General features: G+C 61.5%; 7 protein-coding genes. 2 read left to right on the top strand and 5 right to left on the bottom strand.

The window, feature by feature from the left end; all coding sequences use genetic code 11:
- The first annotated feature begins 35 nt into the window (after positions 1 to 35).
- Positions 36 to 554, top strand: a complete 519-nt coding sequence (locus tag F3J31_RS14595; protein WP_069720370.1) for a DUF6622 family protein — start codon at positions 36 to 38, stop codon at positions 552 to 554.
- Positions 555 to 556: 2 nt separating this feature from the next.
- Here the strand turns inward: F3J31_RS14595 and F3J31_RS14600 are convergent, their stop codons facing one another.
- On the bottom strand, positions 557 to 976 hold the full coding sequence (locus tag F3J31_RS14600; protein ID WP_167213810.1) for a nuclear transport factor 2 family protein: 420 nt from the start codon (positions 974 to 976) through the stop codon (positions 557 to 559).
- 96 nt (positions 977 to 1072) lie between these two features.
- Between F3J31_RS14600 and F3J31_RS14605 the strand changes: the two genes are divergently transcribed.
- A complete protein-coding gene (locus F3J31_RS14605) occupies positions 1073 to 1810 on the top strand; it encodes a helix-turn-helix transcriptional regulator (protein WP_048226659.1) in 738 nt (245 codons plus the stop codon).
- Positions 1811 to 1858: 48 nt separating this feature from the next.
- Here F3J31_RS14605 and F3J31_RS14610 read toward each other — a convergent pair whose 3' ends face one another.
- The 4 genes from F3J31_RS14610 to F3J31_RS14625 form a co-directional block, all read right to left on the bottom strand.
- Positions 1859 to 3028: an HlyD family efflux transporter periplasmic adaptor subunit gene (locus F3J31_RS14610; RefSeq protein ID WP_086374946.1), complete on the bottom strand. Its 1170-nt coding sequence runs from the start codon at positions 3026 to 3028 to the stop codon at positions 1859 to 1861.
- A 10-nt stretch (positions 3029 to 3038) separates the two neighbouring features.
- Positions 3039 to 5237, bottom strand: a complete 2199-nt coding sequence (locus F3J31_RS14615) for a type I secretion system permease/ATPase (protein WP_167213813.1) — start codon at positions 5235 to 5237, stop codon at positions 3039 to 3041.
- Positions 5234 to 6637 carry a TolC family outer membrane protein gene (locus F3J31_RS14620; RefSeq protein WP_167213816.1) on the bottom strand — a complete coding sequence of 468 codons (1404 nt, stop codon included), beginning with the start codon at positions 6635 to 6637 and terminating at the stop codon, positions 5234 to 5236. The genes F3J31_RS14615 and F3J31_RS14620 overlap by 4 nt, the downstream gene beginning before the upstream one ends.
- Positions 6638 to 6717: 80 nt before the next feature.
- Entirely contained in the window at positions 6718 to 16782 is a 10065-nt protein-coding gene (locus F3J31_RS14625) for a BapA/Bap/LapF family large adhesin (protein WP_167213818.1), read from the bottom strand.
- Between the last annotated feature and the right edge of the window lie 609 nt (positions 16783 to 17391).

A 17391-nucleotide genomic window follows, 5' to 3' on the forward strand; every position in this document is an offset into this window, starting at 1 on the left:
CGATAACGGCCGCGTGACGCCCACGGTAAACAGCTATGTTCGAACAACTGACTGGTATTCTGACGCACACCCCCATCTGGGTCTGGGTGCTGTTTGTGTTTCTGGTTTCTCGTGGGCTCCGGGCCCGCCGGCCCGCCACGGTCACGCTGGAAAAACTGGCGATAATTCCGGCCATTTTTCTGCTATGGGATATTTACGATCTGGTGATGTACCGCACTCTCAGCGTCGCGACACTGTCGATGTGGCTTGCGGGCATTCTGGCTGGCGCTGCGCTGGGTTACGCATTGATTCGCCCGACGGCGGTGACTCGTGCCGCCGCGCCGCGCACCCTTTGCCGCCAGGCTGACTACACCGCGCTGCCGTTTATGATGCTGGCGTTCGCGGTGAAATACGTGCTGGGGGTAATGAGCGCCATCGCGCCGCAGACGCTGCAGCAGCCCGCCATCAGCGCCCTTGCGATTGTCTCCGGCGGGCTGTTTGCCGGGGTGTTTATCGGCAAGTTTACGCGGTATGTTGAGGTGTTTAGCCGTACCGCGCCGCGCCCGGCGGAGTGACGTTATTCTGTCGCGTGTGCCAGGGTGCGATCTGAAGCATCGCCGCTGAGGGCTCGCGTGACTTCATGGATCCGCCAGATTTTCCCTTCACGCAGCGCGGCAAACAGATAAACCTCTATCTCTGCCTGACGACCATCAGGATACGTGACCGTCACGATATGCCGGTCAGCCAGAAGTTCGTCATGACAGGCTATCTCCGCCACGGTAAAGGCGAGCGCGCGGATCTGCGAGCGGACGTGGTTCAGGTGCTGAATAAAACCCCGGTAGTCAAGGGCGTGACCGTCCGTAACCTGTTGGTAATCGGGCGTAAATACCTCTGCCGGATCGATATCGCCGTTGAATAAGCGGGTTAACAGGCACGCCATTTTTTCGCGCTGCGCGGCGTTGTCAGGCTGGGCTATCAGGGATGTGATAATGCTCATAGGGCTCCTTATGTGGTTGAGTCCCCATTATCCTTGACAGCCGAAGACGTGGTTTCTGTAATAGGTCGATGAATAACGATTTTCGGTCAAAATGAGATGGTCAGTTTTGAAACGCTCCGTCATCCCGGCGGGTATCGAACACCGTGGCACAGTCATCGCACCGGCCAGCTGTGGCGCATTGCAACGGGTCTGCTGGTCATTGAGACGCAGCAGGCGCGCTCGGTCGTACCGGCAAAACACATCGGCTGGATCCCGCCAGGTCAGCAGCATGCCGCCTTTTCTGAAAGCGCAATAGAAGGCTGCGCCATCTATCTTGACCCCGCCTGCTGTGCAGGGCTTCCCGATGCGCCCGCGCTGTTCGAGCCCGACGATCTCACTCATGCACTGTTTTCCCGTTTATGTGGTGCAGAGAACGAGTACGATCCGCGAAAGCTGACTTTGCTGCTGGATGAGCTTGCCCTGACGCCCCAGGTTCACTTTTCTCTGCCCGTGCCGACGGATCCGCGTCTGAAGAACGTGGTCAGCCATTTGCTGCAGTTTGTCGATGATAACCAGACGGTCGAGAGTCATGCTATTCATGCAGGGATGAGCGTGCGTACGTTCAATCGTCGGTTTAGTGCCCAGACCGGAATGAACTTTGTTAACTGGCGGCAGCTGGCGCGCGTCATGCAGGCCATGGAGTGGCTGGCGGCGGGGAAGCCGGTAGGGTGGATTGCGCTGTCCTGCGGCTACAGCAGCGTCAGCGCATTTATTGAGGTTTTCAGAGCATGGACCGGTAAAACACCGGGGCAGTGGGCGATGTTGCGGTCTGATGCCCTCCCCACGTCCCGCTGAGCTTTACAATGTAGGCCGGGTAAGGCGAAGCCGCCACCCGGCGATTGACTACCGCTCCCTCAGCGCCTCTTTCGCCCGGTTAAACGGCTTGATCAGATAATCCAGCACCGTTTTCTCGCCGGTCTTAATGTCCACCGTGGCAATCATCCCCGGCACAATCGAGAAATGCCTGCCCGCCTTATTGACCAGGTAATCCTGGCTGGTGCGGATAAATACCCGGTAGTAAAACACCTCCGGCTTGGCCTCGTCCTGAATAGTGTCCGGTGAAATCGTCTCCACGACCCCGTGCAGCCCGCCGTAAATGGCATAATCGTAGGCGGTGATCTTCACCAGCGCCTCCTGATTCGGGTGGATAAAGGCGATATCACGCGGCGACAGGCGGGTTTCAATCAGCAGATGATCGTCCACCGGCACAATCTCCATCAGCTCGCCGTTGGGCGGGATCACGCCGCCGATGGTGGTGACCTTGATGTTTTTGACGATCCCGCGCACCGGGGATTTTACCGTCAGACGGGTGACGGAATCCTGACGGCCCTTGAGGATCGCCGAAACCATATCCACCTCCGCGTTGGCCTTGGAGAGCGCCTCGCGGGCCTGGACGTAATACTGCGAACGCACGTCGGTGAGCTTCAGCTCCAGATCGCTTTTTTGCCGCTGCAGGCGCAGCACCTCCACGTGGCTGGCGGCCCCAGTTTTCACCAGCCGCTGGGTAATGGCCAGCTCTTTATTCGCCAGATCTAACGCGGCGCGAAGCTCCCGCTGGGTATCCTCCAGCTGCGCGCGGCGCGAGTTGTACAGCCGCGTTTCGTCGGCAATCAGATCCGGCCATTTCGCCAGCGAAGGAGGGAACTTCAGCGGCAGATCGTTCACCTCGGCATACAGGCGGGCGCTGGAGGCCAGAGAGGCGCGGTAGCGCGCCGCGCTTTCGCCGACGTTTGATTCGGAACGGGTAGGGTCAAGCCGCGCCAGCACCTGTCCGGCCTGCACCTGATCGCCCTCGTGGACGTTCAACTCGGTGAGGATCCCCCCGTCCAGCGACTGTAAAACCTGCTCGCGCGAGCTGGGGATCACTTTCCCCGATCCGGTTGACACCTCATCCAGCACGCCAAACCACGCCCAGACGCCCAGCACCACAAACATCAGCAGCGAGAAGATCACGATCCGACGCGCGCCGGTGTAGCCGCTTTCGGAGTCGAGGGCATTATCCAGATCGTCCATTGCCGCCACGTCACGCTGACTGATTTTCATTTTTCCACTCCCGTCCGGTTGCTGCCTGCTGCTGTTGCTGCTGCATACGGCTGTTGCTCAGCGCCTGGGCTTTTGGCGCGTCCATCACCAGCATCCCATCTTTCAACACGACCACGCGCTCCACCAGCTCCAGCACCGGTACGCGATGGGTGGCGACGATCAGGGTGCGGTGCCCGAGCCAGTCGCCCAGCCGCTGGATAAATTCCCGCTCGGTGTGCTCGTCCAGCGAGGCGGTGGGTTCATCCATCAGCACGATATTCGGATCGCGCAGCAGCATTCGCGCCAGCAGAATCGACTGACGCTGCCCGCCGGAGAGCCCCACGCCGTTTTCCATGATCGGGTAGTCCAGCCCCTTGGGCAGCTTCTGCACGAAACTTGCCGCGCCGGTCAGTTCCAGCGCCTCGAAGATCTCTTCGTCGGTGGCGCGCGGCATGCCGAGGGTGATGTTCTCGCGCAGGGTGCCGTAAAACAGCCGCGCGTTCTGGGTCATAAAGCCGACGTTGCGCCGCACGTCCGCCACGTCGAGATGCGGCAGGCTGAAGCCGTCGAGCCGCAGCTCGCCCGCCGCCAGATCCATCCCGCCCGCCATCGCCTGCAGCAGGGTCGATTTGCCCGCGCCGTTGCGCCCGAGGATCGCCACTTTCTCACCCGGCACGATCTCGAGGCGGTTAATGCGCAGCGCCATGCGCGGATCGTCCGGCTGATAGCGGAACTGCGCCTGTTCAAAGAGGTAGTGACCGCGCAGCACGTCCTGGCGGATCGGCGTCTCCTCGCGCTGGTTTTCGGTGGGGAGCTGCATGATGCTGTCCAGCCCCTCTTTTGCCGCTTTGACCTGCTGCCAGCGGGCCAGCACGCCGCACAGCGTCGCCATCGGGGCGATCATGCGGGAGGCCAGCATCGAGGCGGCGACCACCGAGCCGGTGGTCAGGGTGCCGTCGATGACCATCGGCGCGCCGACCACAATCACGGCGGCGTAAACCAGACTCTGAATGGTCATCCCCCAGCTGATCAGGTTCTGCGTCAGCTCGCGGGTGCGCAGGCCGGATTCGGCGGTGATCTGGATATAGCTGTTCCACTGCTGCAAAAAGCGGTTTTCCGCCTGCATCAGCTTGATGTCCTCCAGCCCCTGCACGCTCTCCACCAGCACCGCATTGCGCAGGGTTGATTCATGCGCCGACTGCTTTGCCAGCTCCGCCAGCTTTTTCTGCAGCAGCAGGCCGGGCAGGACCATGATCACCGCCGCGACCGGGGCGATCCACGCCAGCTGTGGGGCGATGATCGCCAGCACCACCACGAACAGTAAAAAGAAGGGCAGGTCGACAATCGTCGAGATGGTGGACGAGGTGACCATCTCGCGGATCTGCTCCAGCTCGCGCAGCTGTGAGATAAAGCTCCCGGTAGAGCGGGGAATCGCGCTGTTGCGCAGCCGCAGCGCGTGGCCGAAGACGCGATCCGAGACGCGCATATCCGAGCGCTTGCCCAGCAGATCCATAATGTGTCCGCGCGCCACGCGCAGCACGAAGCCAAACAGGGTGGCGATCAGCACCCCGATGGTCAGGACGTACAGCGTTGGGTAGGACTGGGCGGGGATCACCCGGTCATACACCTGCATGGAAAAGACGATCCCGGAAAGCGACAGCACGTTGATAAACAGCGCGGCGAGCATTACCCAGCTGTAGGGGCGGAGATCGCGCATCACCAGCCGGTAGAGCCAGTCCGGGCGATATTTTGAGATATAGGCATCCACGCGGCTGTCCTTCAGCGCGGCGAGTGGCCGCAGGGCAATGACGTGGCGGATGGCGGGCAGCATGGCCGTCATCGACAGCCGGTTAGTGTAGGTCTGGTCGTCGAAGAAGCTGACTTCCAGCGTGTCGTCGCCGTCGAAGTGCTCGATCGCGCCGACCCGGCCGTCATTCAGCGCCACCACCACCGGCAGACGCCAACTGTTGATCGACTGCTGGTCAGCGGTGAGCAGTTGAAACGACAGCCCCGCCTCACGCGCCAGCTGGGTGAGGGCGGGCACCATCGGTTTGCCTTTCAGCCACGGTGCGCCTGCGATCAGCGCGCCGGGCGAGCAGGCGACGCGGTAGCGCGTGGCAATAAAGCCAAAGGCCTGCGCCCACTGCGCCAGCGCCTCATCCGTCATGTTTTCACCTTGCGGGATATCACGCTGCTTCATGGCTGGATCTCCACGGTCTGGATGGTGCGGTTATCAAGGTCGAACGCATGACGCAATTGCCCGGTGTTATACAGGCAGTTGAGCTGCAGCTGGTGCAGCTGACCGAGGGTCTGCTGCTGGGTGAAACGCGCCTGATAAACCTCCTGTTCGGCGTTAAGCACGTCGAGCAGCGGGCGCGAGCCGAGGTCGAGATACTGCTGCTGGTACAGTTCGCGGGTGCGGGCGCTGAGCGCCTCCTGGCGGCCCTGAATTTGCAGCGTGCTTTGCAGGCTCATCACCTGACTGCGGGCTTCCAGCAGTTTCTGGCGGACATCCAGGCGCGTGCGCTGAATGGTGGACTGTGCCGCTTCCACCGCGTGTCCGGCGGCGTTACGCCGGGCGGTGAGGCCGCCGCCCTGATAGAGCGGCATCTGTACTTTCACCCAGGCGGAATACTGGGTGCGATCCCGCGTGTCGCTGCCCGCGTAGCGATCGTTCATGTAGTGGCGCACCTCCGGCTCCAGCGAGACGGTTGGCGTCATCTGCGCGTCGGCGTAGTCGAGGTTAGCCTGGGCGACGTTAGCCTGCGCCCAGGCGGCGAGCACCGCAGGAACCAGGCGGTCGTCCGGCTCGGCAACATCGCAGCTGCGGGCCAGCTTTTGCGGAAAGTCGTTGCTGATCGCGTTCAGGCTGTTCCAGCCGAGAAAGCTCATCAGCGTCGCGCGGGCGCTCTCCAGGCTGGCCTGGTACTGCATCAGCTGGGCGCGCGCGCCTTCGATACGGGCATCGGTCTGCACCACGTCAGAGAGCGACGTGGCGCCCTCGTCGTTACGCTGGCGGGTCAGCGTGCCGATGGAGGAGAGGGCCTCAAGCTGCTCTTTGGCGGTGTCGACCATTTGCTGCCAGGTCTGCACCTGTACCATGGCGACGGCGGTATCGTGGGCGATGGTGTCGATACTCACCAGCACGTTGGCCTGCTGCTGGGCAACGCCAGCGCTCTCGGCGCGCACCTGGCTGGCCACTTTGCCGAAGTCGTAGAGCATTTGAGAGAGAGAAAGCACCAGCGACGGCGTAAAGCCGTTCTGGTCGCCGTCGTGGGAATACCCGTTGTCCACGCCGGCATTAATCTGCGGATAGTATTTTGACTTCGCGACGTCCACCTCTTCGCTCTGCTGGTAGAGTTTGCCCACGGCTTCGCTGATGGCCGGGTGCCACGTGACGGCACGGTTAACGGCTTCGCCAAGCTGTAATGAACCGTGAGCGGCATTGCCAGCTACCGGGGCCACGCGGCCGTTGAGTGAGGGGAGTTCCTGCGTTTCGCGAAGCTGTCCGGTATTGATGGTTGCCGCCGGATTTGCGCAGAAAGCGGGCACAGATATCAGGCAGCACGAGAGCCACCAGTAAGGCATCTTCATTCCCATGTCATGTCCCTAATAAAAAAGTACAGCTTTATTATTAATGCCCGGGCGCTGTGCGCCCGGGTCATCTCTTGCAGGTGCTATCAGGTAATGATGTGTTGCTGGTTAACGAGCTCGTCGTACGTGGTCTGAACGTTATCAAGCGTAACGAGTGCAGTATTAGTGTAGGTGGACCCTGCACCATCACGGTCGATGGAGATCACAGTGTTGCTACCGCTTTGTGTGACATGGATATAATTCCCCAACGAGGCGGTATTACCGTCCCAGCCCACCAGCAGATCGCCGATGTCGATCTTGTCCCCCTGCGCCAGCGAGAACCCGGTCCAGTGATCGCCTCCGGCGTTGCTGGTGTTACCCGCCGTGGCATTTCCCACCGTACTGTTCAGTACCTGGTAAATCAGCGTATCGCCGTAGGCCGTACCGGTGATGGCGTCGTTATGCTCCGAGCTGATGAACTGCGGCGCCATATTGATGGTCAGCGTGGCGGTATCCGTTCTTCCGGCAGAGTCGGTCAGGGTGTAGTTGAAGGTCTCCTTCGAGGTCATGGTTGAGAGCGATACCCCGCTGTTGAGGGTATAGGTGTAATGGCCGTCAGCGCCGATCGCCAGGATGCCGTAATGGCCAGTGATGTTCACCGTTGCGCTGCCGGTATACGGATCCAGCGTGGTGGTCACGCCGTTGTAACCGGTCACGCTCAGACGGGTATCCACCGAGTGGAGTTGATCCAGCACGCCGCCAGAGTCGGTGCCGTCAAATATATTGCCGTTGACGGTGTGGCTGCCGGTGACGTCGAAATCACTCAGCGAGTAGGTGGTGCCGTTCACGCTTGGCGTGATGGTGATGGTCCCGACGCTGAGCCCCGGGACGCTACCGGTAAAGTTCAGCGTATAGGTCCCGGCGTTCAGATCCAGCCCGGTTAGCGGGACGTCGATACTGCCGCCCAGCAGCGAGCCGCCGCTGAAGGAGCCGCTGCGGATCACGCCGTTGGCATCGCTAATCGTCCAGTTCACCGTCAGCCCGCCCAGCGCCAGCAGCGAGGCAACGCTAAAGTGCAGCGACACGTTGTGCAGCGCGGTATTTGGGTCGACTACGAAGGTTCCGCTGCCGCTGCCCTGGGTTGATGAGAACAGGGCCGTCGTCCAGCTGGCGACGCCCACGGTGGTATCCGAGTAGACCGACGTGTGGTGCACCGAGGTAAGGTCCATCGTGGCGCTGACATCGTTGACCGCATTCATTGCCTGCGCGGTTGGGGTGATGTTGAGCGATGCCGTATCCTTCGAGCCGTCAGGCGCGGTAACGGTGTAGACGAACGTATCCGGCGTGCTGATATGGTCCGCGCCCACGCCGCTCCTCAGGGTATAGGTGTACTGACCGGACGCATTAATGGTCAGCGTGCCGTATTCCCCCTGAATGGTGGTGGTGCCGCTGCTGTTGACCGCCACGCCGTTCACTTCGGTGACCAGCGTGCCCGCCGGAACTGGATCATTCGCCAGCACGTCGCCCGTGGTCGTTTCGCTGATACTCGCCACGCTGTAGACATGATCCTGCAGGACGCTCAGCGTGTAGGCCGTCAGTACGGCGATCCCGGATGCGGTATTCAGCAGGAACAGGTACTCACCGGCAGGCAGGTTCAGCGTCAGCTGTGGTGACGTTCCTCCCAGCAGCGGCGCGCGCAGCCAGCCCGACTCGACGCGGACCTGCTCGAAGGTCTGGGTCGCGTTGTTGAACTTATAGACGTACAGATCGAACACCGACGCCAGTGCCACGCCGCCTACGGAGGCCTGGATGGTCATGGTACGGGTCGTGCCTTCCTCCACGTTGTAGATGATCGGGTTGGTCATGTCGTCCAGCAGGTTAAGCCCCAGCGTGCTGCCGAGATTAATGCCCACCACGGTAAAGCCACCCTGAGACGAGGCGCCGTTATTAATCTCACTTACGGTGGTGTCAAAGGTCAGCGAGGCCGTGTCGTCCACCGCCACAATGCCGTTGAGTACCGTACCGGCACCCAGAGACAGCACCAGGTTCGCCGACGCGCTGACGCCGTTATGGGTGATGGTGTAGGTGAAGCTCTCCGTCCGGCCAATGACCGCGGCACTGGTGTCGGTCAGGTTGTAGGTGTAGCTGCCGTCGCGGTTGATGGTCAGCGTACCGTATTTGCCCTGGATCACCGTGCCGTCGGTGTTCACGCTGGTGGTCACGCCCTGCGCGTTAGTGACCGTGGAAATAGTGGTTCCGGCCGGGGCATTGTCGCTGCCGGCGGTCGGGTCCGTATCGAGGATCACGTTGCCGTTGAGACTGGTATCGCCCGTGACCGTACCCGGACCGGTCTCTTTCACCGCCACGTCGAGGCTGGTGTAGGAGCCGGTCGCCAGCAAGTTGGTGTTATAGCTGAGTACGCGGTAGTTGCCGTCGGCCAGCCCGGTCAGGTTCAGCGAGACGCCGGTAGCGCCGAGGGTCAGGAGATCGGCAAACTGCGGCTGGCCGGTATCCACTACGGTAGTCCAGACACCGTTGACGTAGTGCTGCACCACCAGCTCAAGGGTATTGAGCAGAGAGAGCACCGCCCCTGTGGCGTTGGCATTGACCACAATATCCGCGCTGCCGCCGTTGCCCACCGTGAAGTTCACCTGCGCGGTGTCATTGCCCAGCAGCGTCAGGACGTTGCCCACGGCGCCGACCAGCAGGAAGCCGTAGTCGCTGTACTGGCTGTTGGTCACGGTTGCCGTGGTGCTGAGGTTCAGCTCTTCAACGTTATTGCTGGCGGAGAGCGGCACCACCGGCGCAAGGGCAGAGCCCGGCAGGGAAGTGTTGCCCGCGGCGTCGGTAGCGGTGATCTGCAGCGTCTGGCCTTCGATCTGTTTGTTAATGAAGGTGTAGCTGTAGGTGCCGTTGCTGCCGGCAATGGCGGTCACCGTTGAACCGTCCGCAAGGCGGATTGTGACGGTACTGCCCGCCTCTGCGCTCCCGGTCAGGACGCTACCGTCGGCATTGAGGGTCCCGGTCGGCACCGTTGGGGCGGTCGTATCGACGATAATCGTCGTCACGCCTGATGCCACGCTGGTGTTGCCCGCCGCATCGGTAGCCGTGGCGGTGAAGCTATGCGTGCCCTGCGTCAGCGTGGTGGTTTGCGGCAGGGTCCAGTTGCCGTTGCCATCGGCGGTGACCGTACCCACCAGCGTGATGCCGTCGTAGATCCGAACCGTGGCATTCGCTTCGGCGGTTCCGCTCAGCGTTGGACGGGTGTCGTTAGTCGGGTTCGTACCGGTCACGGGGCCGGTGACGCTGCCGACATCATCAATGACTGAACTGATGACCGGCGCGGCTGGCGGGAGGGTATCGACGTTAATCACGTACCCGGCGGTGGGCGCGCTGGCGTTGCCCACCGCATCGGTGGCGGTAAAGGTCAACGTGTGCGAGCCGTTGCTCAGCGCCGGAGATGGCGTAAAGCTCCACGCGCCGCCGGTCGCCGTCACGCTGCCGATCTGGACCCCGTTATCAAAGATTTTCACCGTGGATCCCGCTTCCGCCGTGCCGCTGAGCGTCGGCTGCGCGTCGTTGGTGAACCCGCCGTTGGCAACCGGCGTCGCCGCGTTGCCCACATCATCCAGAATACTGGTCAGCACCGGCAGCGCAGGCGGCGTGGTATCGACGGTGAGGCTGAAGCTGGCCGACGACACGCTGGTGTTGCCTGCCGCATCCGTGGCCTGCGCGGTGAAGCTGTGCGGACCACTCGCCAGCGTGGTGGTGAGCAAGATACTCCAGCTCCCGCTGCTGTCCGCGGTGCCCGTTCCGACCAGGGTGGTTCCCTCATAGATCTTCACGGTGGCAAACGGTTCGCTGGTTCCAACAAGCCGCGGTACGGTGTCGTCGGTCGTCTGCCCGGACGTGAGCGGTCCGGTCAGGCTGCCCACGTCGTCGATTGCCTGGCTGATAACCGGCGCATTCGGTGCTGTGGTATCGACAATCAGGGTAAAGTTTGGCGACGCCGGGCTGACGTTGCCCGCTGCATCGGTGACCGTGGCGGTCCAGGTGTGGCTGCCGCTGGACAGCGGCGTTGACGGCGTAAAGCTCCAGTTGCCGCTGCCGTCCGCCAGCACGGTGCCGACCGGCTGCCCGTTCTCATACACGGTGACCGTGGCGTTGGCGCTGGCGGTGCCGTTCAGGGTCGGCGTGGTGTCGTCGGTGCTCTGCCCGGAGGAGAGCGGGGTTTGAATACTGCCCACGTTGTCACCCGCGGTCGAAATGACCGGTGCCGACGGCACGCCCGTATCCACCGTCAGGTTAAACGGCGCCGTTGTGGTGCCGGTGTTGCCTGCCGCATCGGTAGCGTTGAAGGTGATCGTATGGGACCCGTCGCCCAGATCGGTGCCCGGGGTGAAGGTCCAGTTGCCCTGGGCATTCACCACTGCCGTACCTATTTCGTTCCCGTCGACAATCACGTGCACTGTGGCACCGACGTCGCCCGTGCCGTTGAAGGTCGGACGCGCGTCGTTAGTGCTGTTGCCCGACGTGAGCGTCCCGGTGACCGGACCGACATCGTCAACCACGCTGGTGACTACCGGTACGCCAGGAGCTGCGGTATCCACGGTAAAGGCGAAGACCGATGAGTTAGCCGAGGCATTGCCTGCCGCATCCGTTGCATAGACGCGAAGGGCGTAGCTGCCGTCGCCCAGCGGCGTGGTCGGGGTAAAGGACCAGTTCCCGCTTCCGTCAACGGTTGCAGTACCAATCTGCGTCCCGTTGTTCATGATGTGAACAGTGCTGCCTGCCTGTCCGGTGCCGCTAATTGTAGGGGTGTTGTCGTTGGTCACCTGCCCGCTGGTGAGGTTGCCCTGGACGCCGCCTGGGACGTTGTCATTTACCGTATCCAGCGTTGGAACCGTCGGTGCCGTCAGGTCAATCACCACGCTCCAGGGCGCGGAGACCGTGCTGAGGTTGCCCTGCGGGTCGGTCGCCTGGACGGTGAAGCTGTGCGAGCCTTCGCCGAGGGCGGTATCAGGGGTAAACGTCCATGCGCCGGTACTGTCAGCTGTCACTACGGCAATCTGCGTGCCGCCGTCGAAAAGGGTCACCACGCTGTTTGCGTCCGCTGTCCCCGAAAGGGTTGGCGTGGCGTCATTGGTGAGACCACCGCTGACCACCGTGGTGGCATTGCCCACATTATCCGTGACGTTGGTGATGACCGGCGTGGCGGAAACGGAATCCACCACGACGGTGAAGCCCGCCGAAGGACCGCTCTGGTTCCCCGCCGGATCGGTCTCGCGGATGGTCAGGACGTGATTGCCCTCTGCCAGGACAGGCGTGGTATAGCTCCAGGTGCCGGTGATGCCGACCTCTGCGGTCCCCAGTAACACGCCGTTGTTGTAGATGGAGATAGTATCACCCACCGCACCGGTGCCGGTGAGGGTCGGCTGGTTGTCATTGGTGGTCTGGCCGCTGGTCAGCGGGCCGGTGCCCGGACCAACATCGTCAATCACGGCGCCGATGGTCGGCGTGCCCGGCGCGGTAAGGTCAACGGTGACGCTGGCCGCCGGAGAGCGACCGCTGGTCTGACCGTTGAGGGTGGCGGTCACCTCAAAGGTGTGCAGCCCTTCGCCAAGCGCGGCTGGCGTATAGCTCCAGTTGCCGCTGCCGTCGGCGGTGACCGTCGTCAATGGCGTCGCGCTACCGTCCAGGTAGATAGCGATCTGGCTCCCCGCCTGAGCCGTACCGGTGAGGGTCGGGGTGGTGTCGTTGGTGGTTTTGCCTTTCACATCGCCAGTGACCGGGTCGGTATCGTCGACGATCGCCGTAATAACCGGAACGTCAGGAAGATTCGGCAACGTACCGATGACATTGTAGGTGGCTTCTGGGCCGGTACGTCCTGCGGCATCGGTGGCGCTCACGATCAGCGCCGCACCATCCTGCGGGGTCGGGCTGATCGCGATGGAGAAGCTGCCGTCGCTGGCGGCAACGCCAGTACCGATGACGGTGGTACCGTTTTTCACGGTGACGGTGCTTCCCGCTTCTGCGGTGCCGGTCAGCGGCGTGCCTTCTGGCGCCAGGTTCAGGTTGAGGGGAATACCTGGGTCGACGGTATCAACCGTAACGTTAAGCGCCGCAGAACTGCCTGAGGTGTTACCGGCCGGGTCTCGGGCCGATACGGTGAAGGTATATGTTCCATCCGTCAGCGTGCTGTCGGCGGTCCAGGTCCAGGTGCCGTTCGGCTGGACCGTTACCGGTACTGCGGAGGGGGTGCCGTTTACGGAGACGATAACCGTGGATCCCGGTTCGCCAGTTCCGGTGAGCGTGGGTACACCATCGCGAGTGTAGAGAACAGCGTTGGTGAGCTGGCTGTCTGAGACGGCACTGATCTGCGGGATCCCTGGCGCAACGGTATCGAGCGTGACGGTAAAGACCGAACTCGGCGCGCTGACGTTGCCCGCTGTGTCCACGCCCGCCACGGTAATGTTCAGCGGGCCGTCCGTTTGCGCTGGAAGCGTCAGGCTCCATTCTCCGTTCACCACCGCGACACGGCCCAGCTCGACGCCGTTGTTGTAGACGATCACCGTCTCACCGTTAACGCCGGTTCCGCCGACTGTCGGCGTGGTATCCGTGATGTAGCCCCCGTTCGGTTCACCGCCCACGGCGCTGATCGCTGGCGTAGCCGGCGCCACGGTATCCACTGTGATCGCGATCGCCGGGGAAGCGTCAGAGACGTTGCCCGCTTCATCGGTGGCGGTGGCGGTATAGACGTGGCTGCCCTCCGCAATATTACTGTCAGGGCGCCAGCTCCAGTTGCCGTTGCTGTCTACCGTGACGGTACCAACGATAGTTGGCGTGCCGCCGTTGACCGTGTCAGTGATGTTGATAACGTCGTTCGGCGTACCGGTGCCGCTCAGCACCGGGCGCGGATCGTTGGTGGTGCCGCCATTGGGAACGGGGCCGGTGATCTGGGTGACGCTGTCAGTAATGACCGGCGCTGCAGGCGTAGCCGGCGGGTCGGTGTCAATGGTGATGGTGACCGGCTGCGACGGAGCGCTTTCGTTGCCCGTGCCGTCCGCGTTGGTGACGGTCAGGGTGATGTCATAGGTGCCGCCAGCCAGAGGGGATGGCGGCGTCCAGCTCCAGTTGCCGGTATTGTCCACGACAGCGTCGCCGATTTTGACGCCGTTGTTGTAGATCGTCACGGTATCACCCGGATTGCCGGTACCGCTCAGGGTCGGCGTGGTGTCGCGGGTGATTTCGCCCGGGTTCAGCGGCGTTGCTGTGCCGTCAGGATTGACGGTAATGGCTGGGATATCCGGCGTGGCAGGCGCAACGGTATCCACCGTCAGTTCAAATGGCGTTGAGATGGTGGTATTGCCCGCGGCGTCCGTGGCGTGCACCGTCAGGGAATGCGGACCGTCGGTGAGCGGGGTCACGGGCGTGAAGCTCCAGCCGCCGCTGCCGTTGAGGATGGCGGTGCCAAGCAGAGTCGTGCCGTCATAGACGGTGATCACCGTGTCTGCAGGGGCAGTGCCCTGCAGCAGGGGGCGAGTGTCATCCGTGGTATCGCCGCTGTTGAGCGAACCCTGTACGCCGCCGACATCGTCGATCACGGTGGCGATGGTGGCCGCCGCTGGCGCAGTGATATCGACGTTCAGGGTGAAGTCGTCTGACGGCTGGCTGGTGTTACCCGCCGCGTCGGTGGCGACGACGCTAAAGGTATGAGGACCTTCGCCAAGCGGCGTGGTAAGGGTATAGGTCCAGGTGCCGCTGCCGTCGATCAGAATCGTAGTGAGATCGCCGCCATCCAGGCGAATAGTGACGGTTGAACCCGGTTCAGCCGTACCGTTAAGCGTTGGCGTGGTGTCGTTGGTGCTGTCGTTGGGATTGAGCGCGCCGAGGCGCTCCGGCACATCATCGAGCACCTGGGTAATGACCGGCGCCGCAGGCGCGACGCTGTCAACCGTCAGGGTCCATGTGTTGGAGATGGGGCTGGGGTTGCCTGCCGCATCGGTTGCGACGGCGGTCAGGGCGTGGGGGCCTTCACCGATTGAGGAGGAAGGGGTAAAGCTCCATACGCCGAGGCCATTGGCAACGGTTGTACCAATTTCAACACCGTCCACGCGCAGGCTGATCGTCGCGTTTGCTTCAGCGGTACCGCTGAGCGTCGGGGTGGCGTCGTTGGTGGTCCCGTTCAAGTCGATCGCGCCGGTCTGCCCAGGGATGTCGTTTGCAACCTGTAAAATCACCGGGGCGGTTGGCGCCGTCCCGTCAACGTTAATTGTCCACGCGTTTGATATCCCGCTCGGGTTACCGGCGGGATCCGTCGCCTTCGCGGTCAGCACCCAGGTGCCGTCGGTCAGCGGTGTAGACGGCGTAAAGCTCCACTGGCCGGAGGAGGGAACAACCACCGTACCGAGGGCATCGCTGCCGTTATAAATCGTGATGGTCGAGCCTGCCTCGCCCGTGCCGTTCAGGGTCGGCGCCCGGTCGTTGGTCAGCCCATTCTGGGCCACGGGGCCGGTGGTGGCCTGCACGTCATCAATCACCGACAGGATGACCGGGGTCTGCGGCGGGGTAATGTCCGGTGCCGCCGCGGAGGTGGTTGGACTGGTGTTGCCCGCCGTGTCGGTGGCGTCAGCGGTCAGGATTTCGCCGTTGATCCTCGGCGGGCTAAGCGTCAGGCTGAAGTTCCCCTGGCTATCAACAACCACTGTGCCAAGGGTGAAATCGCCTTCACGGATGGTCACCGTGCTGCCTGCTTCTCCGATACCGCTGATGGTACCGCCATCATTTGACACCACGAGGTTTCCTGGGGCAGACGGCGGCGTGGTATCCACGGTAAAGGTGATAGGTTCAGAGGCCGTACTCTGGTTTCCGGCGGCATCGGTTTCAGTGACGGTGATCGAATGCGTACCGTCCGGAAGCGGGCCCCCTGGGGTAACGCTCCAGGTACCGTTAGGTAGCACCGTCGTTGTGCCAATCGCCACGCCGTTATCGTAAATAGTGATGGTTCCACCGGGCTCGCCCGTTCCCGCCAGAATCGGCTGCGAGGCATCGGTAGGCACGCCCGACGTGATTGTTCCTCGGATAATGCCCGTATCGTCGAGCAGCACAATCGCGGTGGGCGCTGTCGGAGGGGTGAGATCGACGGTGAGGGTGAATACCGGTGAGGCTGGTCCGGTGTTGCCGGCGGCGTCGGTTGCCCGTACGGTAATCTGGTGAGTGCTTTCATTCAGGTCGACGGACGGGGTGAATGTCCATGTGCCATTGCTGGCGACGACCGCGGTGCCAATGGCTATTCCGCCGTCATAAATCGTCACGGTTGAGCCCGCTTCGGCGGTGCCGGAGAGTTGCGGCCGCTGATCGTTGGTGCTGCCGCCGTTGGTCACCGTCCCCGTCTGAGGGGCGATATCGTCGATTACGCTGCCAATCGTTGGTGCATCGGGTGCGGTGAGATCCGGTGCGGTGACGCTTGAACCCTGGCTGGTATTCCCGGCGCTATCCGTTGCGGTGGCAGTTACCTGCTCGCCGTTGGTCAACGGTGTTCCGAGGGAGACGCTAAAGTTGCCGTCGCTGCCCGTTTTTCCTGTACCAATGACGTTGCCGTTCGCGTCTTTCAGCGTGATGGTGCTGCCGGGTTCCGCGGAACCGGTGACGGTTTTACCGTCTGAGGAGAACTTGAGGCCGGAAGGTGCGTTTGGTGCAGTCGTATCCGGATCGGCAGAATTATTACTGCTGCCGTTATCACCACCACCTCCTCCGCCAGTACTTGCCGCGGCCGCGATGCCGCCCGCAGCCGCAATACCGCCCAGAGCCCATGGCCAGATGGCGGCGCCACCGGCATCACTTCCTGATGCCGCAAGCAGCACGTCCGTGGACGCGATAGATTCGTACGTGGCGGCACCAGCCGGATCTTCAATCCACCATAACGCGCCGTTGCTGTCCTGCAGAACCAGCTGGCTCACGCCCTGCGCGTCCGCGACGTAGAAATTTTTAAGGGTGATCACTTCGCCGGAGTGGAGTGTCACCAGCAGGTCGTTACCGCTTCGCGCGAAGTGGGAGACGCTCGCTCGCTCGACGTGAAGCTCAACGACAGAGGAATGGTTCAGCGTAACCTGTGTACCTTCCAGGGTCGTTTCTACGCCAGTAAGTTTTGAAATAACAGAGATTTGGCTCATTTTGTTATTACTCCAGCAGAAGTGTCATGAACGGCGAGCAAGACGAGCCATCTCTGCTGAAGGTAAAGGGCGCCCCCGGCGTAGTTGCTGTTATAAAGCAGCTCTCACCGTAGAATTCAGCGCGCACGATGCCCGCCATGCGTCAGAGTGGCAACATCAGAGCGAATCTAATGACTTAAGAAAAAACGTTTTAATGGGTGTTTTGTATTTTATAAAACCCTGTAATTAATAGAGGAATTGGTTTCTGGAATATAAAAATGATATAGACAGAAAATGCGTGTTGTGCAAATTAAGCTTTCGTAAATAAAGGCGCAAACAATGAAGGGGGCATTAATCTATTGATGTATTTTATAATTATCTTTTTCTATCTTTTTGTTTTTACATGTTTTTTATTTATTGTGATGGCGCTGTTATTTAAGGTTTACGACCCGGCATGATAATTGGTAGGGATCATTTTAAATAACATGTTAAGCGTTATTGTTTAAGCGGGCTTAACGTGTGTTTAAGTTAGGGTAACGTTTTTGATGTAAGATATATTATGTCGTCGAGGTAATGAAATATATTCTTGTACAGGGTTAAAACTCTGCTATCACGCGTAAGCAATAATAA

It is taken from the genome of Enterobacter sp. Acro-832 (assembly GCF_011752745.1).
Taxonomy (GTDB): Bacteria; Pseudomonadota; Gammaproteobacteria; order Enterobacterales; family Enterobacteriaceae; genus Enterobacter; species Enterobacter quasiroggenkampii.